Raw genomic sequence first — 23,986 nt, 5'->3', positions numbered from 1 at the left:
AACCTGTTGGGTGGTCGGCAAACTGTCAGGTGATCGGCATTCCGGGGTGCCGACCACATGACATTTTGCCGACCACACATTTTGCCGACCACGAGAGCCGGGCCCGGCACTACAGGGGTTCACGCCGGGCAGGTTCGCGCCGGGCGCTAGGGGCTTCGCGCCGGGTGCCGAGGCCCGGGCCGCCGTCAGGGTTGGGGCGGCTGGTTGCGGAGGCGGCGGAGGGTGCGTGGGTCCTGGAAGCCGACCGTGCGGGCCGCCGCCTCCACGGTGGCGCCGTGGCCGATGAGGTGCTCGGCACGCTCGCGTCGCAGGAGCTGCTGGTAGCGCAGCGGCGTCAGCCCGGTGGCCCGGGTGAACGCCCTGGTCAGCGTCCGCTCGGCGACGCCGGCACGCGTGGCCAGCTCCGCGAGCGGCAGAGTGCTCGCGAAGTGTTCGTCGATGTGGTCCTGCACGCGGTGCACCGTGTCGTCGACGTGCGACCGGTGCCGCAGCATCGCGCTGGCCTGCGGCTCCGTCCCGTTCCGGCGGGCGTACACCACCATCTCCCTGGCCACCCGGGCGGCGAGCGCCGGCCCGTGGCGCAGGGCGAGCAGGTGCAGCGAGAGGTCGATGCCACTGGCGATGCCCGCCGAGGTGACCACGCCGTCGTCGGCGGTGAACAGGACGTCGCGGACCACGTGCGCCAGCGGGTAGCGGGCGGCGAGCTCGTCCTGGACGGCGTGGTGCGTGGTGCAGCGCCGGCCGTCGAGGAGCCCGGCCTGGCCGAGCGCGTCCGAGCCCGCGCACACGCTGGCGACCGTGCCGCCCGCCGCGTGGTGCTCACGCAGCCGGTCCCGCGCCGCGGCACCCAGGCGTGGCCAGGCACGCGGGCTGTCCCCCACCCGCCACCCGGGGACGACGACGAGATCGTCCGGGCCCAGCGCCGGCCAGTCCGTACCCGCGACCAGCGGGAGGCCCTGCGCCGAGGCGACCGCTCCGGCGTCGGCCGCCGGGACGCCGGACACGTAGCGCAGGTCGTAGGAGTGCCCGAAGTCCCCGGCCGTGAAGAACGCCTGCGCGGGGCCCGCCAGATCGAGCAGGTGGACCCCGGGCAGGAGCAGGAAGGCGACAGTGGTCACCCGGCCGATGCTGCCACGGCCGCGGGGGATCCGGTGCCGGAGGATACAGCGGTGGCCGCCGGGGCTTGGTCGGTAGCGCCGGACCTGGCTTCGGCGTCGGCGCTGGCCGTGGCGGCGCCGTCGGCCTCGGACTCCAGCTCGGCGACCGTCGCGATGCGGGCGAAGCGGCCGCGGAGCACCGCCTCGGTGCGTTCGAGGATGTCGACGGCGCTGAACCGGCCCAACGGGTCGGTGCTGGTCGCGTCGCTGACGAACGTCACGCCGTAGCCCAGGTCGGAGCCCACCCGGGTGGTGGTCTCCACGCACTGCTCGGCCCGGATACCGCAGATGCGCAGCTCGCCCACGCCGTGCGTGGTGAGGATCTGCTGCAGGTTGGTCGTGGTGAAGGCGTTGTGCGAGGTCTTACGCAGCACGGGCTCGCCCGCCCGGGGCTCGCTCAGCTCCTCGAACAGCCGGACGTGGCCGGACTCGGGATCGAACGGGCCGCCCGACCCGGGCTCGGTGTGCAGCACCCACACGACCAGGTCGCCGGCCGCGCGAGCCAGGGCGACCAGCCGGTTGACGGGCTCGGCGATCCCCGGGTTGAGCGTGTCGGCCCACTCGGGCCGCACCCGGAAGGACTCCTGGACATCGATGACGATCAGGGCTCGGTTCATAGCCCCCATCCTGTGCCGCCCGACGCCCGGCCGGGAGGCCAAATCAGGTCGTAGGGCGGGCGGATCTGGTCACCCTCCCTGTGGTCGGCGGTCCGCCCCACAAGGTCGGCAGTTGGCCCAGCGAAGTCGGCAGTTGGCCCAGCGCAGTCGGCACTTTGCCCCGCGAACTCGGCAGTTGGCATCGAGATCGGCTCAGGCCTGTACCGATCTCGATGCCAACTGCCGACCTCACGAGAGACTGCCGAACCTGAACCAGTCAGGCCCAGGCACCCGCCCGCCCGGCCGTCAGGCCCTCACGAAGGCCAGCAGGGCCTCGTTGACCTCGTCCGCGTGGGTCCAGAGCAGGCCGTGGGGCGCGCCCTCGATCTCGACGTACTCGGCCTCGGGGAAGGCCGCGTGGAACGGGCGGGCGGTCGCGTCGATCGGCAGGATGTTGTCCTTGGTCCCGTGCAGGATCAGGGACGGCTTGCCGGCGGCCCGCACCGCCTCGATGTCGGCCCGGAAGTCCTCGATCCAGGCCGAGACGACGGCGTACGCCGCGACCGGGGCGCTGCCCGTCGCCGTGTTCCAGCTCGCGGTGACCGCCTCCTGGCTGATCCGCGAGCCGAGGGTCTCGTCCAGGTTGTAGAAGTCCTGGTAGAACTGCGTGAACCAGGCGAAGCGGTCCGCACGGGCCGCCTGCTCGATCCCGTCGAAGACGGACTGCGGCACGCCGGTCGGGTTGTCGTCGGCCGCCACCAGGAACGGCTCGAGCGAGGCGAGGAACGCGAGCTTGGCGACACGCTCGTGGCCGTAGCTCTTCACGTAGCGGGCCAGCTCGCCGGTGCCCATCGAGAAGCCGACGAGGATCACGTCGCGCAGGTCGAGGGTGGTGAGCACCGCGTTCAGGTCGGCGGCGAACGTGTCGTAGTCGTAGCCGGTGCCGACCTTGCTCGACTTGCCGAACCCGCGGCGGTCGTAGGTGATGACGCGGTAGCCCGCCGCGATCAGCTCGCGGGACTGGCGCTCCCAGCTGTTGCCGTCGAGCGGATAGCCGTGGATGAAGACGACCGGCTGCCCCGAGCCGTGGTCCTCGTAGTAGAGCTCCGTGGTGGTGCTGTTCTCGGTACCGACCGTGATGAAACCCATGATCTGTTCCCTTCTCGATCCTTCGCCTCGGCGGAGAACGATCGTTCTCGCCGTCATGAGCTACAGTAGAGAACGAACGTTCTCCGCGCAAGTCGTGCGGGCCAGAAGATGGGGTGAGATCGGATGATCGACGAGAAGACCGCTCGGGAGAGCGTGGTCCGGGCCGCGGACGAGCTGTTCTACGCGCGCGGGGTGCAGGCCGTCGGCATGGACGCCGTGCGGACGGCAGCCGGCGTGTCGCTCAAGCGGATCTACTCGCTGTTCGCGTCGAAGGACGAGCTGATCGTCGCCGTCCTGCGCCACCGCACCGCCATCTGGGACGCCGGGCTCGCGTCCGCCTCGGAACGGGCGACGACGGCCCGCGAGCGCATCCTGGCGATCTTCGACTTCCTCGACGCCTGGTTCCGGGAGCCGGACTTCCGCGGGTGCGCGTTCATCAACACCCACGGCGAGCTGGGCGCGTCGTCGCCCGCGGTCGTCAGCGCCGTCCGCGAGCAGAAGCGCACCTTCCAGGAGTACGTCGCCCACCTCGTGGCCGACGCCGGCGCGCCGCCGGCCCTGGCCCCGCAGCTCGCCATCCTCGCCGAGGGCGCGCAGACGACGGCCGCCATCGCGGGCACCCCAGACGCCGCCCACCAGGCCCGGGCCGCGGCCGAGACGCTGCTCGACGCCGCCGTCCGCGGGTGACCAGGCTCCCGCCGGTGGAACCGGCGTCGTCGTGGCCGCCCGCAGGAACACCGTCAACCGCGGACGGCGGCCGGCTGCGCGGCGGCGATGTCCGGGGTGCGACGATGGGTGACATGACGACCGACGAGTCCCCCGACAGCCTGCGGGAGGCGACCCCGAGCGCCGCGCCGGCCCCTGACTTCGCGTTCCGCTGGGCCTACGGCAACCCCGAGGCGCCGTTCACGATCGTGGAGTTCGGCGACTTCGAGTGCCCGTACTGCGGCGCGGCCAAGCCGGTGCTGCACGAGCTGATCAACGGCTCGGACGGCCAGATCCGCCTGGTGTGGCGCCACTTCCCTCTGTTCGAGCCGCACCCGTACGCGCTGACGGCTGCGCTCGCGGCGGAGGCGGCGGGCCATCAGGGCGCGTTCTGGCCGATGGCGGGCCTGCTCTTCAAGAACCAGGCCCAGCTCGACGACGCGTCGATCGTCCGCTACGGGGAGCAGCTCGACCTCGACACCACCGCACTGGTCGGCGACCCGGCACAACGGTTCGCCGACGCCGTCCGCACGGACTACCAGGACGGCATCGACGCCGGTGTGCACGGCACGCCCACGCTGTTCATCAACGGCGAGCCGTACAAGGGCGACGTCACGGTGACGGACCTGCGGGACACGATCGGGCTGTCGCGCAAGAAGAAGACGTTCCGCTTCGGCAGGTAACGGCTCGGCCGACGGCGTCGTCGCCACCGGCTCGACCACTGCGTCGGGAGCGACCAGGTGGGCGAGCGGCGTCTGTCAGTGACTTCGGTCGGACGTTGGACCGAACTCATCGACTTCGGTCCGATGACCTGAGATCGGTCAATTAACCGACCGATCTCAGGTCATCCGACCGATCTCAAGAAGCCCGGCCGTGCAAAGGACCGAACTCGAAGATCATGCCGGTGGGCGCCACGCTCCCTCCGGGAGCGGCGGCGGGCCCGAGGCCTCGTGCGGGGAGCACAGCGGCAGGCGGTCGCCGAAGTACCGCAGGATCACCGCGCCGACGACGCCCGACAGGATCGACCCGACGAGGATGCCGACCTTGGCCTCGTTGATCAGCGCCTCGTCGTCGAAGGCGAGCTCGCTGATGAACAGCGCGATGGTGAACCCGATCCCGCACAGGAAAGCGCCACCGGCGAGGTGCCCGTACCGCACGCGGCCCGGCAGGGTGCCCAGGCCGGTCACCAGAGCGATCATCGCCCCGACGAAGACGCCGACCCCCTTGCCGAGCACCAGCCCGACCAGCACACCGAGGGTGACGGGACTGGACACGGCTGCGCTGATCGACTCGCCGGACAGCGCGACCCCCGCGTTGGCCAGCCCGAACACCGGCACGACGACGTAGGAGCTCAGCGGGTGCAGCGCGTCGAGCAGGCGGTCGCTCGTGGGGACGGCGGACTGCGCGGCCCGGACGGCGAGGCGGGAGCGGGCCGGGTCGAGCTCCTCCATGAGCGCGCGGCCATAGAAGCTGAAGTGGAGGCGCGCCTCGTCGTCGTTCCCGCGGCGGGCGGTCGGGACGGCGAGGCCCACCACGACGCCCGCGAGGGTGGGGTGCAGCCCCGACTCGAGCACCGCCACCCACAGCACACCGCCTACGATCAGGTACGGCGCGATCTGCCAGATGCCGATCCACCGCATGGCGAACAGGACGGCCGCCAGCACCGCGGCGATGACGAGCGCACCCATCATGAGCGCGTCAGAGTAGAAGATGCCGAGCAGGGCGATGGCCCCGATGTCGTCGAAGATCGCGAGCGTCAGCAGGAAGATGCGGAGCTGGTCGGGGCAGCGCGGCCCGATCAGTGCGAGCACGCCGATGACGAACGCCGTGTCCGTGGACATCGGCAGGCCCCAGCCGGACGCCTCAGGGCCGGACGGGTTGAGCAGCAGGTAGATCCCGATGGGTACGGCCAGCCCGCCGATCGCCCCGAAGAGCGGCACCGACGCGGCGCGGAAGCTCCGCAGCTCGCCCACCGTGAGCTCCCGGTTCACCTCCACGCCGACCACCAGGAAGAACACGGCCATGAGGAAGTCGTTGACCCAGTGGTGCAGGCTGAGGTGCAGCTCCCAGGTGCCGACCGTGAGGTTGACCGGCGTCTCCCACAGCGCGTGGTACGAGCCGCCCGCCATGTTCGCCCAGATCAGCGCGATGGCCGACGCCGCGAGCAGGAGCGTCGCGCCCCCGCCCTCGGTCGCGAAGTAGCTGCGCAGCCCAGGGGACAAGCGCGGGTACGGGATGTCCACCCGAGGCCGGGGTCCCGGCCGGGTAGGTACGCCGGTGGGGATCCGGTCTGTCACGGGTCAAGTTTGTCAGACGTCGACGTTCGGCGTTCCGCCGTGGCCATCGGATCCGCCGCGCGACCCGTCGTCCTCCTGCTCCAAACGCGCCCTACGTCGCTCCGCGCGCCGTGCGAAGAAGACGCCCTGGGTACCCCTCGCCTCTGGCACCACGAACAGGCCCGGCCAGGCGAACCATCGCTCCACCCAAGCCCATACGCACAAGAAGGCGATCGACGAAGCCCACCAAATCATGAGGCCGCTCTCCAAGAAATCGGCTCCAAGAAACGCGGCACCGATCAGGAACAAGCCTGTAATGAGCACCCCCAGACCCAGTTGAACTATCGTCCGGACAGGCGCGGCCGCTTCCGCCAGATCATTCCAGTGACGCTTCGCACGCTCTTCCAGGTCATAGGGCTCTCCGCGCCCAATGAGCCGGCGCAACACCAATGAAATTAAATACAGACCAAGAATGCTCAGTATTGCGCCGAACACTATCGACCCTAGTTGAAATATGGGGCTTTCAATCAACCGCATCTCATATACTCCTCAGTCCAGCCATCCCTGTCGGCGCCAGAATTCCCTGACTCCCTGGTTCGGGCCCTGGGCTGCCGCCGCACCCGCCCAGCCGCCGACGAACGAGCCGGCACCGGTACCAATAGCCATGCCGATAGGCCCCGTCGCCCACGATGCCACGCCAGCACCGGCGACGGCGCCGATCGCGCCCATCATTGCAGCCCCACCGGCAGCTCCGGCCAACCCGTAAAGGAACTGAGAGCCGAGTTCAACTCCAGTCTGTGTCGTGGCGAGCCAGAAGGCACCGTCGGAGAGGAATTCTCCCTCCCGCCAGTTGCTCAGACAGTTCCCCGAGCCCTCGACGGCAGCGCCGCAGTATCCGGCAAAGGTCATAACATCACCGAAGAGACCAAGACCCCCGCGAATGTACTTTATGTCATCAAGGGCTCCCTCGGCAGCGTTATCAAGAACCCATTTGTAGGCTTCCCTGGGGTCGATCGCTTCAAGAGCCTCCTTCCCAGTGTCCACAACGGTATCCAGCGCGTCCTCTACGACATCGTTGGGCCCATCATCGACGTCAGGAATAGACGGTGTTCCATTTCCTGGGTCGTCGCCCTTTCCACCGCCCTTGCCACCGCTCTTGTCGCAGTCGTTGTAACCGAATCCCGCACAACTTTCGCCACCCTCGCCACGCTCATGTATTGGGCGCGGATCGAGACCGTCTGGGTCTGACTGTGTGGTCGGAGTGTTATTGGCATAGGAGTAAGGAGCCCATTGCTGGGGATCAGCAAGATCCATAATGGGATCCACACTGATGAACTTGCCCAGCATCGGGTCATACATTCGTGCGCCGATCGCAGTCAGCCCGGTGGTGTCCTTGGGCTTGTCCAAGAAGCCGTGGTCGCCGGTCCAACCGGCGGCCTCAGGTCCACGGGGTGCGCCGAACGGGTCGGTGTACCGGTGCGTCCTCGTGCCGGTGACGTTCGGAATCTGGACCTCGCCGGTGCCGTGCCGGTCGGAGAAGATGCTCGAGACGGCGGAGTCGCCCTGCCCCGTGCGTACCGCCACTGTCTGGCCGGCGAACGTGTAGTACCGCAGCCCGGTCACCGTCCCGGTGGAGTGGTTGACCGTCAGCTCCGTGGTGCCGAGGTAGAGGGTGGTCTTGCCGTCCTGGGTTCGCAGCAGTCGGTCACCGTCGGCGGTGTACACGTACTTGTCCCCCGCCGCGGTTTCGGCATCGGACACGGTCCCGTCGCCGCTGGTGTCCTCGGCGGCCGTGGCCAGTTCGCCTTCCGGGTCCCAGACCAGTTCCTGGTCGGGACTGCCGACGACTTCCCGGCCGGTCATGTTGCCGGCGTCATCGTAGGAGAACTGGGATGTGCCGGCCTGTCGGCCCGTGGCAGTCACTTGGGACACGGCGTGTGGCCGCACGACGGGCGTCCCTGCGGGCGCGGTGGGGTAGGTGTAGGTGCTGGTACGTGCGGCTGTGCCGTCCGGCAGCGAGTGCTCCACCTTCCTCGTCCGGTTCCCCACGGCGTCGTAGGTGTAGTCCTGCCAGTAGGGTGCCGCTCCGCCGAGCCCGTCTACGGTGGGCGCGGTCGAGCAGCCGGCGGTCGCCGGGGTCCAGGCGGTCGTCAGCCGCCGTAGCCCGTCGTACGTGTAGCACTGCCGGTCCTTGCCCGTTCCGCCGACGTTCGCCCTCGGGGTATCGAACGCGCTGGTCAGGTTCCCGGCGTCGTCCCACGTGAACGCCGCGGTCCGCACATCGTGCGCGGTCAGGTCGGCCTGTTCGGCCACCACGGTCGACCCGATCAACCGCCGCGTGCCGAACTCGTAGTCCCGGTCTTCCACATTCGCGTACGTGCTCCCCAGCGACAACCGCACCATCTCGCCCGTGGGCGCGTAGTCGGCCGAGCGCACATACAGGCCGACAGCACCGGACTCGAGGTTCGATACCTGGTTCGCGTTGTCATAGGTAAGATTCAACGTCTCCCCAGGCAGACCGCCCCCGGCAGGCACAGTCGTGGTGTCCAACCGGCCATCGACCGTGTAGGTGTATGAGGTCGTCCACGTTCCGGCAACCCCGGTCAGGTCCTGGCCGCCCACCTGGTTGGGGATCGTGACCGTGGTCCCGGTCGGCTGCCCATGGACCTCGTACCCGTTCACCGTTGTGGTGATCTCCGCAGTGCCTTGCACACGGGTGGAGGAAGCGAGCCGTCCCTTGTGGACTGCGCCGTCCGCGAGGCGGTCGTACGTCCACGTGGCCCGCTCGGTGCCGCTGGTGGCACCGGCAAGGAGAGCAGTCTTCCGGTTCAGCTTGTCGTAGGTGTACCCGAGGACCTGCCCGCGCCCGTCCGTGGTCGTGGAGACGTTCCCGAGCACGTCGTACGTGGTCGTGGTCACGCCCTTGTCCGGGTCGGAAGCCTCGATCTGACGCCCGCGCAGGTCGTACTTGTACGACCATGCGTTACCCGCAGAGTCGGTCGCGCCAAGGAGGCGGTCCCCACCGTCGTAGGTGTATTTCGTGGCCTGGAAGGAGCTGGAGGGACCGGCCCCGAGGTGCTGACGCAGCTCTGCCGTTCGACCACGCCCGTCGGTGATCGTGGTGGTCGGTGTCCCGCCCGTCGGTGGGTCGACCTTGACCCGGTCACCCAGGTGCTGCGTGGTCGTGGTCCACCGCGGGATGTAGGTCCCGTTGTCCGTGGACTCGGCGTCCTCGTCCACCTGGAACAGCTCTGAGGTGACCCGGCCCGCGCCGTCGTAGGACGTCAGGGTTCGGCCGGGCACCGCTGCGGTCGTCGACAGAACGCCCGTCGAGGGCACACCGCTAGCGTGCCATTCATGGTTGTTCACCACCACCAGCCCGCGCGTGTCGTACACGGTGTCGGTGATCACCCGGCCGGTGACCAGGTCTGAGGCGCTGGTGGCCTGGGTCTGCCGCTCTCGCAGCAGGCCGTCGTACAAGGCGGTCGAGGTGATGTACCCGCTGCCGTCCCACTTCAAGGTGCCGGTGGTCACGGCGTTCACGCCCGTGGACCGCACCGTGTAGGTGTAGGTCCGCGTCGCGGTGTTGGTGCCCTGCACCCGGCCAGGCTCCCACACGCTGGTGAGCCGGCCCAGCGCATCGTACGCACCCGAGGTGACCCGCCCGTCCGGAGCGGTGACCTTGGTCGGGGTGCCCCACGCCGGGTCGATCACCGTATGCGTCTCGTGCACCGTCAACGGTCCGGTGCCGTCCGGGTCAGGAGACTCCACCCTTGTACCTGTCGTGAGGTTCTGGCTCGTCGAGTAGAACGTCCGCGTCAGGTTGTCGGCAGCATCCTTCGACGTGTCGGGTCGCCCGAACTCATCGTACGTGGTGCGTTCGACGTCGACATAGGCTGGTTCGTTGTTCTCGTTGTAGGCACGGACCTCCTGCGACAGAGTCACCAACCCAGCAGTCGGCGCGGTGGCCATCGTGCCGCCGTCGTAGGCGTACTTCTGGTCAGACACCACATGATCGACTACGGCATCAGGCGGGAGATTCGAGACGGCCGAGCACAGGACGTCCAAGGTCTCGACCCGGCGCACGGTCTCCAGGATGTGGTCGGTGAGATTGCGGGTGTAGGTCGTGGTGGTGCAGGTGTTGTCCGTCGGGTCGTCCGTGTCACCGAAGTCGCTGACCGTCGTTGGCACACCGTAGTCGGGGTCGTTCGTCGTCACCACTCGGGTCACGAGGTCTCCGCCCGTGCGCTCGGGTGCGGTGGTGGTGGTCTCGACCTCCGCGACACCGGTGTGGAACGCCTTGTCCCCGTCGGCGTCTTCCGCCGTGGAGTCCGAACGCCAGGGCAGGGTCTTGGTCGAGGACACCACAGCGGCGTCGTTGTAGACGGTCTCTTCGCGCACCTGGCCCGCCCACTGGGGCAGGTCATCGATCCCATCGACCTTGATGTCTTTTGCGCCGCCCGTGGCATTGAGCCGGTCGCCGTCCATGCCCTGGAAGTAGTGGTATCGGGTCCGGGTCTGGGTGATGCCGGGGTTGCGCGCCGTGTCACCCGTGTACACGCTGACGAGTCCGTACCCCCGCCAGGTCGACCAGGTCCGATGCTTCTTGAGGGTCAGCTCGTCGTCGTTGTACCGCCAGGCGGCGTTGGCGTAGGCGTAGGAGGTGATCTTCGGGTTCGAGGTGCCGTCCCTCGGGTCCTCCGACACCCTGGTCACCACGTACTTGTGGAACCACTCCATGACCGGGTCTTCGGCGCCCTCCGGGGTCCACCACACCGGCATGCACCGGCGCGTGTTCGTCTCCGGGGTCGGGAACGTCCCTCCCGCGGTGCAGTCGGCCCCCGTGTAGGACACGGTGATCATCGCTCCGGACTCGGTGCGGATCTCCCCGATCCGCATCCGGTTCATCGCCGTCGCCCCACCCGTCGGGGTTGCGATCCGGTTGGGCTTCTGCACCGTCCCGAACTGCGTGGCAGGCAGTGTGACGTCCGTTCCTCCCCCGACGCCCTTGTGAGTGACCTCCCCCAGCCACAGGGCATCCATCCCGTCGCCCGCGTCGGGGAACGAGTGTGACAGCGTCCACTCGTCCACAGGCCGGTACGTGCCATCAGCACGCAGGATCTTCGTGTCGACGGTGATCAGCCGCTTGCGGGTGAAGAACGACGGCGAGGATCGGCCCTCACACGTCTCCGCGGTGATCGCGCACAACCGGTCCTGTGGCACGTCCGGCCAGTGCGTGCGGGTATCAGCGTTCAGCGTCGCGCAGTCGAACGAGCTGGTGGCGATGCACCGCTCGGCATAGGTGAAGTTGACCACCACGGGCGCCGTGGCGGTCAGGTCCCCCGCACGCTTGCCGTACTCGATCTTGTCCAGAAACCCGCCCCGCATGTACACCGTGGCGGCACCGGTGTTGTTCCGGCTGTACGCGTTGCGTTCGTGGGTCCAGAAGTACGACATCGTATTACCCGACGTATCGACCACATGGTCCAGATTCCACCGCCAGGTCTGATCACACTGGGAAGCCGAGTACGCGCTCGAGTGGCACGGCTCACCGGGGTGGTTGCCGTACACCGGCACCGTCCACGACGACTCCAGGTTCGCTGTATCTTCCGCGCTGCGCTTGTCCCTGCCGAACCAGTACTGCGTCCCGTCGGTCGTGGTGACCTTCCAGTACTCCTTGTTGTTGTCGGTGTTCCACCCGCCGGTGAGGTGCTCGACCTTGGTGTTGTCGTCCGCCTCCAGGCGCCACTTACCGCTGGTCTCGTCCTTGATCAGATCGGTGGCCTTGCCACCGAGCACGAGGGTCGCGTTGTCGTTCTTCCAGCACAGGTCTCCCGTGTCATGGGACGCGTTGTTCGGCGCGCTGCCGTCCACGTTTGCCTGGTCGTCGATGCACGGCACGAACTTGCGCTCCACATAGCCGCCCGCGTCGAGTTCCCAACCCTCACCGATCTCCGATGTCTGCGCATTGGTCGAGGCGACCCGTCCGTCCACGCTCCCCGAGTCGTAAGCCAGTGAGATCTCCGGCGTCAGGCCGCCAGCGGTCCCCGGCATCCGGAACGGGTAGGACCACGTGAACGACCCAGAAGAGCCGGATGTTTCCCACGACGCCGCGCTCGACAACTTTGTCGCACCCCAGTCACCCTCCGAGCCGCTGTTACCCGCCGCAACCGCGAGCACCGTTGCCTCTGCCGTAGTCGCGGCACGCTCGGCGGCGTCAGGCGACCGCAGGACCTGCTCAGCCGCCACGTCGACAACACCGGCAAGCTCACCAGTGGCAGGGTCGTTCTCCTGGCCCGCCAACGGCACCTGGCTCTGACACTCTGCGATCTCCGGCGTCGTCACAGCACAACCAGGCAGCTCCACGAGCCGAAGACGTGAACCAAGATCACTGTTGCCACCTGTCAGGCCCTCATAGTCCACGCCAAGGCTGACCGCTCCCGACGCCGCGGGCTGCTCGGCCTGCTCCACAGTAAACAGCGCCGACACGCCCACCGCCGTCGCCGCCGCCTGCTCAAGCGTGCGCACCTGCAGGGCCCCGGTCGCGGCGTTGTCCGTCGAGGCGGGCTCAAGGTGTATCGGCAGCCCGCCCACGTCCGCACGGGTCTGACCACCGGCCTGCGTCGGGATGTCCAACCTCGCCTCCCCCGCACTGACAGGCACAGGGGCGTCATCCGGGTGCGAGGCCGGAATGTCGACCTCGAGCGCATCGGAACCATCACCGGTACCGGCCTGTTCTTCGGCCGGCAACGGGTCAGACAGCTCGACCTCGCCCGCGAACTCACGATCGTGCTCAGCAGCCTCTTCAAGGCTCCAGGACTGCCGCTCCTCGACGCTCGGACCAGGCAGCTCGGCCGCCGGCGCTGTCACCGGCATCAGGAGGACAAGGGCAAGCGCTGCCCCCACAGCACTGCCTGCACGGGCCTGGCGGCGCGCGCGAGTTGCGTCTCGGTTCATGGTCTCCCCTGGAAGGTCCGCATGGTCGACAGTCGATCGGATGGCACGGCGGTAGATGCGGTCGAGGCTCACGAGACCTGCGATCCCCTGCAGATTGCGGCCATGCGCTCGACGTCGCTGAACAATGGCTCCTTGTAGACGCGAACGTCGTCGACGGTTCCGCGGAATGGGTACTCCACGGCTCCAGCACGCATCCCCGAGCCCAGCCGGAGAGGACCGGTAGCCGTGTACGCGAACGGCTCGAGGCCGTCGAGCACCTGTGGCTCCGGCGCATCAAATGGGGCGTTCGGGTTGCATACACGAAGGCTCAGCGTGTCGGCTGCGGCGTCATACTGGGCCGCGACGTTGACCCACGTGTTCGGCTCCACGTTGACGTCCGACCGGACGGCGATGTGCCCCGCATCGGTGGTGTCGGCGTCCTTCACCCAGAACGCCCAGCACGGTTCACCGTCCGGGCAGTCCCCGTCTGTCGAGTAACCCAGGTGGAAAGACCCCCGGTTGTCGCCTTCCTGGGAGACTGCGGCACCCGCGCTGGTGACGGCGCCCGGGGCGGGGACCTTCATGAACGCGGAGATCGTGTACGACTTGTCGATCGCTACCGCTGGTCCCTCCGACCGCGCGACGTCCGTGTTCTGATCGAAGACCAGCGCGTGGTCGCCAGCCAGCTCAGGGTTGGAAGGATAGAGCTCGCGTATCGCTCCACGTGCAAGACTTCCGTCGGCGTTCTGCCACAGACCCGTCGAGCTCAGCGTTAGGTCGCCGGCCGTCTCACCCGTCGTCACGTCATTGCTCGAGGTCAGGCCCGTCGCCTCATCGAGGTGCCATAGCCCGTCACGTGCCGGGTAGCCCACCCAGAACACGTACCTCGCCTCCGGAGACCAGATCCCCGCGGCGTCCTTCGACTGGACCTCCACGAAATTGGGCCCTGGAGTGAGCGGGGCAAAGTCCACCTCTGCCCACCCAATTGCTGAAGCCGGCACGGTGCCTGACTTCTGACCGTGAGTGAACAAGTACTTGTAGGCGACGACATCAGTTGACCCGTCAGGCCGGAAGGTGAAGGTTCCGTTCTGCCTGATTCCGCCGAAGACTCCGGCCGGATACTCCTTGTACAGGTCGGAGCTGACGATCGGCTCGTTCGGGGCCGTGGTATCGGGACGGACCATACAAGCGTCATCCGACCAGCCGGTCTCGTGGCCGGTCGAGTCGCGTGCCTTCACCCGCCACCGGTAGATGCGCTGCGACGAAAGCAACCTGCCGACTTGTACCTGGTGAGTCGATCCGCTCGCGGCAGTGCTCGTCCACCCCGACTCCCACCGCACGTCATTCGTCGCGTTGTCCACGACGATGAACTTCATGGACACCGTCTGGTTCCACGGGTCCGCGCCGTCCGGGTCGCTCCCCTGCGCCTGCAAGTAGGGCCTCTGAGTCCGGATCGGTGTCGCATCCGACGCCACGGTGACGCACGCCAGCTCATCAGCCGTCGCCGAGGCCTTCGTCCTCATCGATGCCGTCGTGGGTGTGAACGGCGGCCGGTTGAACGTCACCACGAGCATCGCCCGATGCTCCACACCGTCCAGCGTCGATGCCACGTACCGCTTCCACGCAGCCTCATCCGTCTCGTCCAGGGCCCGCAAGCCCAGGGTCAGATAGTCGACATTGGCCATCGCCGCATCCTTGGCAGCGCTCGTCGCCGTCCAGTAGATCCGCCGCGGCTTGTCCGAGGAGTCCGGGCACGCTGCCCGGTGCGTCACGATCTGCCGTGACTGGAACTCCGTCCACGTGCCCCGGGTATCCCAGCTCGTCGAGGACGTCAACACGTTCGCACCGATCTTGTACAGATCGATCGACCGGTTCACACAGTCGTAGGCGTGGCTGCCAAAGGCGCTGAACTTCGCGCTCGATACCTCGGCAGCGTCGACACCATGGGGCAGCCCAGTCATCGAGAACTCGAACATCAGCCGGTGGACGCTCGTCCGGTCGCACACCGGCCAGCTGATCGACGTCGGGCACAAGCCGACGCCCTCGTCATCTGAGAACTTGTACGACGACGCACTCGATGGCCAGCCGCTCTTGATCGCCGTCCACTCGTGCAGTGAGCCCTTGATCTGCGGGTCAATGTAGAACGGTCCGGTCGCTCCCGGTGCAGTGAACATCGACTCGTCCGCGGTTACCGTCGCCGAACCGCCGTCCGGAGCGATCTCCACGTCCATCGGCGCCACCATGTCGCCGTCGACCGGTGCCAGCAGACGATCGTCAGCCCCCTCCGAGGAGACGGAGGTATCTGATGCGGTGGCGGACGCGTCAAGTGCGCCGGACCCGGCAGACGTCACCTCGGCAGGTGTGCCCGCCGACGAGTCCCACTGCAGGCTGCGGGCACCGGACCACACCGCCACGCCCGCACCACCCTCGGCGGAGTCGACGGTCGGATCGACCACCTTGAAGATGCCATCCGACACGACGTTCCCGTCCCCCGTGTCGATCGCGTCCGCGGGCTGGATCGCCATATCCCCGGACGCCTCGATCCCGAAGCCGATCTCCCCCGTCTGGGACGCCGCCGTCACCGCGTTCACGGCCTCGACAGAGTCCAGCCTGAGGATCGGGAGCAGGCCCGTGCCGTCGTCCTCGACCGTCACGACCACCGACGCACCCGCGATCGGAGAACCGGCAGCGCGGAGGACCGGGAAGACGACCCGCGAAGCGACCACAGGATCGACGGCCGGCTCCCCGAGCCCGAACGGAACCGTCAAGCCCATGCGGCGGTCGCCCACAGGCTGACCAGGCCCCTCACCCACCAGGTTGTCCCAGCCGACGTCCCCGGCAGTGCCCGACGGGTCCGCGAGTGAAGCGAACGGCTCGCCCGGCGCGGCTGCGCGGAAATCGATGTCGTACACACCCGAGGCGACCGTCAGGCCGCCATTCGGGTCCGTGACGACCGCGCCGGAGACGGGCTCCCACTCCCCGTGGACCTTGGTACGTGTCGCCTTGGTGCTGGACTCCCACCGGATCTGCCCGTTCGGCTGGACGATGTAGGTGTCCCACGGCGTCCGGGCCGTGGCGACCTCGACGTCGTGCCCGCAGTAGCTCGCGACCTGTACCGGGTCAACACCGTCCTCGGTGAGCACGTCCACGCACTCGACAGGCCCATCCACCGGCAGGACTCGATCTGCGCGGGCCACGTTACCCACACCGAGCGTTGCCACCAGGGTGATCGAGACGGCTATCGCGGTGCCGGTCCGCGTACGGATCACACGGCGATTCACTCCACCAGCACTCACGGTCAACCCCTTGCCAAGTACGTATTACCTACCTGGCAAGGATCGAACCAGACCGCACATAGTTCGCACTAGTGCCAAACCGGGTGACTACACCCGTTGGAACTATTGACCCTGATGATCTACGTTGATAGTCGATCACCCATGACGGTCGGGTCGTGAACGTCGCCGGTCGCCAGCGACTGTTCGGCCGCTCTATGGTGTTCGACGCACGTCGCCCGCTATGTTCACCCCCCTCCGGGTTGTTGACCGTCACCGCGAGCGACCCGACCGCCTCAGCCCACCGCCCGAGTAGCCGCGATCGCCCCCAGCAGCGACAGCGCCTCCGCCGCCGGCGAACCCGGCGTCGCGTGATAGACCACGAGCTCCTGCCCGGGCGCCCCGCGCACGTCGAACGCATGCACCCGCAGCTCCAGGTGCCCCACCTCCGGGTGCAGGAACCGTTTCGAGGTCAGCCGCTTCCCCCGCGCGTCGTGCTGGTCCCACATCGTCACGAAGTCCGGGCTCTTCACGCGCAGCTCGTCCACCACGGCCCGGATGCGCGGGTCGCCCGGGGTCAGCCCGTCGGCGAGCCGGAGACCGGCCACGGTGTTCTCCGCGACCAGGTGCCAGTCCGGGTAGAAGGTGCGCGCGCCCGGGTCGAGGAAGGTCGCGCGCGTCAGGTTCCGGGAGAACGCGAACCCGCCGAACAGCGCCTCGCCCAGCGGGTTGGTCGCCAGCACGTCGAACGCCCGGCCGAGCACGATCGCCGGGCTGTCCCGCCACGAGAGCATGAGCTCCAGCAGTGACGGATCGACCTCCTCGACCGGCGCTGGCGGCTCCGGCCGGGGGCTCAGACCGGCCAAGCGGTACAGGTGCGCCCGCCCGTCGTGGTCCAGGCGCAGCACCTCGCCGAGCGAGTCGAGCACCTGCGGCGACGGGCTCACCTCGCGCCCCTGCTCCAGCCGTACGTAGTAGTCCACGCTGACGCCGGTCAGCATCGCCACCTCCTCACGCCGCAGGCCGACGACGCGGCGCCTCCCGTACACGGGCAGGCCGAGCGCCTCCGGCGTGAGCTGAGCCCGCCTGCCGCGCAGGTAGTCGCCGAGCGGTGATGAGGTCATGCCTTCGACGGTACTCGCCCCGCCCGACGTATCCAGGGTGTGCCGCACCCAGGAAGACGGCGTCCTTCCGGGGCGACGACGAGCGCCGGAGCCTGGGGCCATGACCACGGAAACCACACCAGCCCAAGGACCTGCCTACGAAACGACCCGGGAAACGGCCCGAGGATCGGCTCAGAAGCCCGCCCCCGCCAAGGTCGTCCTCGTCACCGGCGCGAGCAGCGGCATCGGCGAGGCCACGGCGCTCCGCCTCGCTTCGGAGGGCCATCGGGTAGCCCTCGGTGCCCGCCGCACCGACCGCCTCGAGGCCCTGGTCGAGAAGATCCAGGCCGACGGAGGCGCGGCGAGCGCCCACCGCCTCGACGTGACCGACCGCGACGCCGTCCGCGCCGTCGTCGGCCAGGTCGTCGCGGAGCACGGGCGCATCGACGTCATCGTGAACAACGCCGGGATCATGCCGCTGTCCCGGCTCGACGCCCTCCTGGTCAACGAGTGGGACCAGATGATCGACGTCAACGTGAAGGGACTGCTGAACGGCATCGCGGCGGTCCTGCCGCACTTCGGGCGGCAGGGCGGCGGGCATGTCGTGACGGTCGCCTCGGTCGGCGCGCACGAGGTGTATCGGACGTCGGCGGTGTACTCCGCCACCAAGTTTGCGGCGTGGGCGATCACCGAGGGCCTGCGCATGGAGTCGGACCCGAGCATCCGCACCACCACGATCACACCCGGCACGGTCGAGAGCGAGCTCGCCGAGCACATCTCCGACCCCGAGGCGCAGGCCTACATGGTCGGCTTCCGGCGCAACCTCATCCCGGCGGACTCGATCGCCCGTGCCATCTCGTTCGCCATCGACCAGCCGGCCGACGTCGACGTGAACGAGATCATCGTGCGCCCGGCGGCCCAGCGATGAGCGGCGCAGCGATGAGCGGCCCAGCCGCGAACAGCCCGGTCGCGAACCGCGCAGCCGCGAACCGCGCAGCCGCGAGCACCGGGAGCACCCGCGGGCCCAAGGTCTGGTTCATCACGGGCACGTCCCGGGGCTTCGGCCGCGAGTTCGCCCTCGCGGCCCTGCGCCGCGGCGACCGGGTCGCGGCCACGGCCCGCGATCTCACCACACTCGACGATCTCGTGGCCCGGTACGGCGACCGGCTCCTGCCGCTCCAGCTCGACGTCACCGACCGCGCGGCCGACGGCGCCGCCGTCCGGCAGGCGTACGAACGGTTCGGCCGGATCGACGTCGTCGTGAACAACGCCGGGTACGGGCACTTCGGTGCGGTCGAGGAGGTCACCGAGGCGGAGCTGCGCGCCCAGCTGGAGACCAACTTCTTCGGCGCGATGTGGGTGACGCAGGCGGCCCTGCCCATCCTGCGCGGGCAGGGCAGCGGGCATGTGGTGCAGATGTCGAGCATCGGCGGCGTCGGCGCCTTCGCCAACCTCGGCACGTACCACGCCTCGAAGTGGGCCCTGGAGGCCATGAGCGAGTCGCTCGCGGTCGAGGTCGAGCCACTGGGCATCCACGTGACCCTCGTGGAGCCCGGCGGCTTCGACACCGACTGGGCCGGGTCGTCCGCCCGCACCTCCGCGCACTCAGCGACCTACGACTTCGTCCGCGAGGCCGCTGCCCGACGGCGGGGCGGGCAGGCACCCGGCTCCCCCGCCGCGGCCGCCGCCGCACTGCTCAAGATCGTGGACAGCGACCGCCCGCCGCTGCGCGCCTTGTTCGGCGCCCAGGCCCACCAGATCGTCACCGGGATCTACGAGCGCCGCCTCCAGACCTGGCAGGACGGCGCGGAACTGTCCCGCCTGTCCCACGGCTGACCGGCCCAAGGCGCGGCCTGACGAGTATTCAGCAGGCTCAGGAGGACCATAACCCGGCCCTTTCCGGCCCTCCTGAGCCTGCTGAAGCGCCGTCAGTGGCGAGCTACAGCGGGGCGGTGACCGGTGAGGCGCTCCCAGTTGCCGGACCCGATCGCCGTCTTCTCCTCGTCGGTGAACGGCGCCTGCTCCAGGAACGTCCGCGCGACGCCGCCGCTCGTGTCGAGGTACGGGAAACCATCGGGCCGGGTACCGAACGTGTAGGGGTAGTCGGTCGAGTACAGCATCCGCTCGGTGCCGACAACCTCCGCCGTCCACCGCAGGTAGCGCTCGCTGACCGTTCCACTGCCCGCCACCCAGAAGTTCTGGCGGAAGTAGTCGGCCAGCGGCCGCTCCAGGTGAGCGTTGGACGCCATGATGCCGACGTGGTCGAGGTAGAAGAGGACCACCTCGCCCCAGTGCCCCGCGATCACCTGCAGCTCGGGGTGCCGGTCGAACACCCCGGAGAGGATCATGCGCAGGTACTGGACGCCCAGGTCGTAGTACCAGCCCAGCCCTGCCGTCGCCAGCCCCATGCCTACACCGCCGAGCCCGGAGTAGTACGTGTCCAGCACCGGCTGGGGCGGCGTCTGCGGGTGGAAGTGCAGGGGTACGCGGAGCCGTTCGGCGGTCGCGTAGAGGTCGTCGAACTCGGGCGCGTCGGCCAGGAGGTCGCCCGTGCGCCCGTAGAGCATCGCGCCGCGGAACCCGAGCTGGGTCACCGCCCGTTCGAGCTCCGCCGCGGCAGCTCCCGGGTCCGGCGTCGGGATCGCCGCGAAGGCCTGGAACCGCGCCGGATTGCCCGCCACCACCTCGGCGAGCGTGTCGTTCGCCTCGCGCGCCACGCGCACGGCGTCGGACGCCGTCAGGTTCTGCACGCCCGGCGACGCCAGGGACAGCACGGCGACGTCGATGCCCTGGTCGTCCATGTCGGCCAGGCGCAGCTCCCCGACGTCGCGCAGGCGCCGGGCCAGCAGCTCGTCGCCGAAGCCGCGCTGCGGGATCTGCGGCTCCCCCACCAGCGCCCAGGCGTCGAGCAGCACCGGCAGGACCACATGCTCCTCGAGGGCGACGATCCGGGTTCTCGCTGAAGTCTCGTGCTCGGTCATGGTTCTTCCGATCGTTGGTTTCACTGGAACGCTCTGAACGGTATCAGTGATACTCACACTGTTCCACAATCGGCGGTATCGTTGATACATGCCTCGAAGAACCCCAGCCGACGCCGCCTCGCCCGGCACTTCGCCCGACGTCGTCCCCGATACCTCGGCCGAGGCGACGGCCGGCGGACGTGAGCTCATCCGACGGCGAGTGCTCGAGGCCGCCGCCGACCTGCTCGCACGCGAGGGCCGGGGCGGCGTCACCACCCGCGCGGTCGCGGCGGCGGCCGGGGTACAGCCTCCGGCGATCTACCGGCACTTCGACGACATGGACGGGCTGCTGGAGGCGGTCGCCGAGCACACCTACGCGGCGTTCCTCGCGGCCAAGCACGCTGCCGTCACCCCGGAGGACCCCCTGGCAGACCTGCGCGCCGGCTGGGACCTCGCCGTCGAGTTCGGCCTGGCCCATCCGGCGCTGTACGCCCTCATGTACGGCGAGCCACGCCGGGGCAGGGCGTCGCCCGCGTTCGAGGCGGGCATGGAGATCCTGCGGGGCCGCATCCGCCGCCTCGCGGCGGCCGGCCTGCTGCGCGTCGACGAGCCGCTCGCCGTGACGCTGATCCAGGCCACCGCCCGCGGTGCGGTGCTCACGTGGCTGTCCCAGCCCGAGGACCAGCGCGACCCCGCGCTGCTGAGCGCCATGCGGGAGGCGATGGTCACTGCGGTCACCAACGAGAAGCCCACCGTGCGGGACGCCGGTCCAGCCGGGGCTGCCCGGGCGCTGCGCGGCGCACTCCCCGAGCAGTCGGCCCTGAGCAGCGCGGAGCGCGACCTGCTCGGAGAGTGGCTCGACCGCCTCACCGCGGCCGGGTAGTCTCTCGACCGGTCACGGCCCCGTCGTCAGGAACGTCACCTGGTGGCCGCTGTTCACCGCCTCGCCCGTGGTGTTGATGACGTTCCGGATAGTCCCCACACCGCCCAGCGACACCGTCACCATGTTGTGGAACCGCACCCCCGGCCGGACCGGGACCTCGAACGCCCGGGCGTTCACGATCGACGGGTTGACGTTGAAGAACGCGTAGCTGCCGAGCCCCCATGCCTGGTGGTCGGTCACGGCGTCGCCCACCTTGTACGCCGCCCAGCCCTGGGTGGAGCCGTTCATGTAGGCGGCCTGGTTCGGCGGGTCGTACGGCATCTCGTTCTGGTAGAAGTACGTGCGCCCGCGCTCGCCGTTCCAGATGGTCTGGTACTGCTGGTAGTGCTCCACGAACAGGCCGTACATGGTCACGTCGTCGCCGTTCACGATCAGGCCGTTGCGGCCGGTGTTGGTGTTCCAGCCCACCGTGCCGTCGTTGCCGTGGTCGGCCCGCCAGATCCAGGCGTGGTCGCCGATCACGTCGTCGCTGTTGACCTCCATGCTCACCGCGGCCTTGCCCGCGATCGAGCCGCCCACCCGGATGAACACGTCGGACAGCACCGTCGGGTTGGCCGAATGGTCCGCCGACGAGCCGGGCGGCCCCACCTGGAGCAGCACGTTCGAGCTGGTGGTGCCGGCGTCGAACATGATCCCGGCCAGGCGCACGCCGTCGACGTCGGCCACGTTCATGGCGTTGATCCCACCCTGCGGCACGAAGGTGGCGAGGCCCAGCCCGAGGACCACCGTGTTCGCGCGGTTGATCTGGAGGGTCTGGTTGATCTGGTAGGTGCCCGGGGTGACCAGCAGGTGCTTGCCGGCGGCCAGGGCGGCGTTCATGCTCGCCGCGGTGTCGCCGGGGCGCACCACGTGGAACGCGCTGATCGGGAGGGACGTGCCCGCCGGAGCGCCGTTCGCCCAGGTGGTGCCGCTGGAACCGCTGCGAAGGGCGGGCACGAAGACCCGGTAGGAGCCGTTGTCGTCCACGTAGAGGTACGGCTTCTCGGCGATCTTCGGCGTCGTGGCGATGGTGGTGTACGGCGGCGACGGGAAGCTGTTCGACGGCGCCCCTGTGCTGCCCACGAACACCTGGTTCCAGTTGGAGCCGGTCCAGCTCCCCATCGCGGAGTTCCGGGTGAGGAACTGCTGCTGGGTGCCGGAGTTGATCTGGCCGTCGATCTTGCTGTCGGCGATGAAGCCGCCCGACGACCATCCGCCGTCGGACAGGGCGAGGTTGCCGCGCAGGTGCATGCGGCGGTACGGCGCGGCCTGGGAGACGGACCAGCGGTCGTTGCGGTCGGCGGGCGTCACGGACAGGCCCTCCGCGGAGCGCCAGAAGTTCTGCGTGGCGTTCTGGGAGCCGTCCGGCCACCAGTCGGCCTCCACGTGCACGTGGCCGTTGATGTTCACGTCGTCCGGCACCAGGCCGAGGCCCGCTACCTGGGTGAAGAAGCCGACGTTCGCGTCGACGTCGTAGGAGCCGGGGAAGAACAGCATCGCCTCGCGCTGGACGCCGAACTGGTTGGTCTCCTGGGCGTCGAAGGCCCGGTTGAGTTCGGCCTGGATCGCGGCGTCGGACATGGACGTGTCGAAGACCGAGACGTTGGGGCCGAGGTCCGGGTTGGCTGGGTCGGGCAGGACGGGATCGGGCTCTGGCACGCTGACTCCGTTGTGGGTCCACTTCTGGTGGGCGGCGCCGGTGCAGCTCCAGAGCTGGACCCTTGTACCGTTGGCCGTCGCACCGCCGGTCACGTCGAGGCACTTGTTCGCCGGCCGGTTCACCAGGTCGCCGGCCGCGGTGAGGGTCCACTTCTGGCTCGCCACGGAGTCGTAGCAGTCCCACAGGTGCACGACGGCGCCGTCCGCCGTGGAGCCGTTCGCGACGTCGAGGCATTTGCCGAGGGCGCGGACCGAACCGTCGTCGGCGAGCGTCCAGGACTGGTTGGCGTTGCCCGACGTGCAGTCCCAGATCTGGGGCCGGTTGCCGTTGGCGGTCGAGCCGTCGGTCACGTCGAGGCACCTGCCGCTCGCCGCACCGACGATCGTGCCGGTCGAGGCGGCGACCGCGCCCGGCGACGCGGTGACGCCGATGAGCCCAGCCAGCACGACGGCGCTGAGGGCGCCGACCAGCTTCCGAACAGGTGACATGACAGCCTCCGGCAAGGGTTCCGCGCCGCATCGGTGCGGCGGCACCTCACCCTAAGGAGAAACTTACTGGCCTGTCAGTTGTGGGAAACACCTAGGCGGAAGCGGCGGGTGTCGGCGCCTCGCGGCGGCCGCCGACGCAGCCGCCGCGCGCGTCCTCAGCGCCGCGCGACAGCCCGCCGACGACCCCTCGTCAGCGCCGCCGCGGCAAGGGCTTCGGCTCGTCGGAGTCCGACTCCGCCTCACCCGCGCCGCCCGAGACCATGGCGGCGGCCAGCTCGCTCTCGTCGGCGGTCGCGCGGCAGTAGACGCGCTTGCCGGTCCCCTGGCACAGCTCGTGCAGGCCGGCGGCGAAGGCGTTCAGGTCCTCGGGCGCCGCCCGGCGGAACCGCCGCGACAGCGACCAGTGCTTGACGACGTCGTCGAGCGTGCCCGGCCGGACCATCCCGAACAGGCTCACCAGGTGGTTGGACAGCCGGATCACCAGCCGCGCGCCGTCGGGACTCTCGGCGACGAGCTGCGCGCTGCGCAGGCCGTCGTCGCCGATGGGGCCGCCGAGCAGGCGCTCAAGCTGACCCAGCACCGAAGCGGGGTCGACGACGTGGGATGCCACGCTCGCTTCGATCTCGCCGCCGTCGATGGTCAGGGCAGCGGTCTCGTCGTCAGGGACCGCGAAGTACTCGAACCTCATGTGCGGCATCTTTCCGCATGTCAGGGGGTGCTCAGTACCACGGCCGGGAGCTTGCCTTCGAGACGGAGGTTCCT

Annotated in this window: 16 protein-coding genes; 5 read left to right on the top strand and 11 right to left on the bottom strand. The window is 69.1% G+C overall.

The features are described 5' to 3' along the window. Window positions 1–185: 185 nt before the first annotated feature. The 3 genes from AC0QU1_RS06150 to AC0QU1_RS06140 all read right to left on the bottom strand — a co-directional run bounded on the left by AC0QU1_RS06150 (window position 186) and on the right by AC0QU1_RS06140 (window position 2,902). Window positions 186–1,118 carry a GlxA family transcriptional regulator gene (locus AC0QU1_RS06150; protein WP_483575185.1) on the bottom strand — a complete coding sequence of 311 codons (933 nt, stop codon included), beginning with the start codon at window positions 1,116–1,118 and terminating at the stop codon, window positions 186–188. Next, complete coding sequence (locus AC0QU1_RS06145) at window positions 1,115–1,774, bottom strand: isochorismatase family protein (protein WP_483575184.1); 660 nt, start codon at window positions 1,772–1,774, stop codon at window positions 1,115–1,117. The genes AC0QU1_RS06150 and AC0QU1_RS06145 overlap by 4 nt, the downstream gene beginning before the upstream one ends. A gap of 285 nt (window positions 1,775–2,059) precedes the next feature. Then, window positions 2,060–2,902, bottom strand: coding sequence for an alpha/beta fold hydrolase (locus tag AC0QU1_RS06140; RefSeq protein ID WP_483575183.1), 843 nt, complete (start codon window positions 2,900–2,902; stop codon window positions 2,060–2,062). A 123-nt stretch (window positions 2,903–3,025) separates the two neighbouring features. Here AC0QU1_RS06140 and AC0QU1_RS06135 point away from each other — a divergent pair, with 123 nt between their 5' ends. Together AC0QU1_RS06135 and AC0QU1_RS06130 are read left to right on the top strand one after the other, a co-directional pair. Next, window positions 3,026–3,589, top strand: a complete 564-nt coding sequence (locus AC0QU1_RS06135; protein ID WP_483575181.1) for a TetR/AcrR family transcriptional regulator — start codon at window positions 3,026–3,028, stop codon at window positions 3,587–3,589. A 113-nt stretch (window positions 3,590–3,702) separates the two neighbouring features. Beyond that, window positions 3,703–4,290 (top strand): DsbA family protein, encoded by a 588-nt coding sequence (locus AC0QU1_RS06130; RefSeq protein WP_483575179.1) that lies wholly within the window; start codon window positions 3,703–3,705, stop codon window positions 4,288–4,290. Between the two features lie 213 nt (window positions 4,291–4,503). On the opposite strand, the gene nhaA is transcribed toward AC0QU1_RS06130, so the two are convergent. The 5 genes from nhaA to AC0QU1_RS06105 all read right to left on the bottom strand — a co-directional run bounded on the left by nhaA (window position 4,504) and on the right by AC0QU1_RS06105 (window position 17,215). Next, on the bottom strand, window positions 4,504–5,904 hold the full coding sequence (gene nhaA / locus AC0QU1_RS06125) for a Na+/H+ antiporter NhaA (protein WP_483575177.1): 1,401 nt from the start codon (window positions 5,902–5,904) through the stop codon (window positions 4,504–4,506). A 12-nt stretch (window positions 5,905–5,916) separates the two neighbouring features. Continuing rightward, on the bottom strand, window positions 5,917–6,420 hold the full coding sequence (locus AC0QU1_RS06120) for a hypothetical protein (RefSeq protein WP_483575175.1): 504 nt from the start codon (window positions 6,418–6,420) through the stop codon (window positions 5,917–5,919). 12 nt (window positions 6,421–6,432) lie between these two features. Continuing rightward, a complete protein-coding gene (locus AC0QU1_RS06115; RefSeq protein ID WP_483575174.1) occupies window positions 6,433–12,912 on the bottom strand; it encodes an RHS repeat domain-containing protein in 6,480 nt (2,159 codons plus the stop codon). After that, window positions 12,909–16,088: a LamG-like jellyroll fold domain-containing protein gene (locus AC0QU1_RS06110; RefSeq protein ID WP_483575173.1), complete on the bottom strand. Its 3,180-nt coding sequence runs from the start codon at window positions 16,086–16,088 to the stop codon at window positions 12,909–12,911. Before AC0QU1_RS06110 ends, AC0QU1_RS06115 begins: the two co-directional genes overlap by 4 nt. A 299-nt stretch (window positions 16,089–16,387) precedes the next feature. Continuing rightward, window positions 16,388–17,215: a helix-turn-helix transcriptional regulator gene (locus AC0QU1_RS06105; protein WP_483575172.1), complete on the bottom strand. Its 828-nt coding sequence runs from the start codon at window positions 17,213–17,215 to the stop codon at window positions 16,388–16,390. A gap of 100 nt (window positions 17,216–17,315) precedes the next feature. Between AC0QU1_RS06105 and AC0QU1_RS06100 the strand changes: the two genes are divergently transcribed. Beyond that, complete coding sequence (locus AC0QU1_RS06100) at window positions 17,316–18,122, top strand: SDR family oxidoreductase (RefSeq protein ID WP_483575170.1); 807 nt, start codon at window positions 17,316–17,318, stop codon at window positions 18,120–18,122. Window positions 18,123–18,133: 11 nt separating this feature from the next. Then, window positions 18,134–19,030 (top strand): SDR family NAD(P)-dependent oxidoreductase, encoded by an 897-nt coding sequence (locus AC0QU1_RS06095; protein WP_483575168.1) that lies wholly within the window; start codon window positions 18,134–18,136, stop codon window positions 19,028–19,030. 92 nt (window positions 19,031–19,122) lie between these two features. On the opposite strand, the gene AC0QU1_RS06090 is transcribed toward AC0QU1_RS06095, so the two are convergent. Beyond that, window positions 19,123–20,175, bottom strand: a complete 1,053-nt coding sequence (locus AC0QU1_RS06090) for an amidohydrolase family protein (RefSeq protein WP_483575167.1) — start codon at window positions 20,173–20,175, stop codon at window positions 19,123–19,125. A gap of 88 nt (window positions 20,176–20,263) precedes the next feature. On the opposite strand from AC0QU1_RS06090, the gene AC0QU1_RS06085 reads away from it, so the two are divergent. After that, window positions 20,264–21,037, top strand: a complete 774-nt coding sequence (locus AC0QU1_RS06085; RefSeq protein WP_483575165.1) for a TetR/AcrR family transcriptional regulator — start codon at window positions 20,264–20,266, stop codon at window positions 21,035–21,037. Between the two features lie 12 nt (window positions 21,038–21,049). Here AC0QU1_RS06085 and AC0QU1_RS06080 read toward each other — a convergent pair whose 3' ends face one another. Then, a complete protein-coding gene (locus AC0QU1_RS06080; protein ID WP_483575164.1) occupies window positions 21,050–23,224 on the bottom strand; it encodes a pectate lyase-like domain-containing protein in 2,175 nt (724 codons plus the stop codon). A 190-nt stretch (window positions 23,225–23,414) separates the two neighbouring features. After that, on the bottom strand, window positions 23,415–23,912 hold the full coding sequence (locus tag AC0QU1_RS06075; RefSeq protein ID WP_483575163.1) for a hypothetical protein: 498 nt from the start codon (window positions 23,910–23,912) through the stop codon (window positions 23,415–23,417). Between the last annotated feature and the right edge of the window lie 74 nt (window positions 23,913–23,986).

This window comes from Promicromonospora noduliphila (assembly GCF_056951025.1).
Note: the sequence above shows the minus strand (reverse complement) of the source record. Positions and strands in the feature narration are given on the sequence as shown.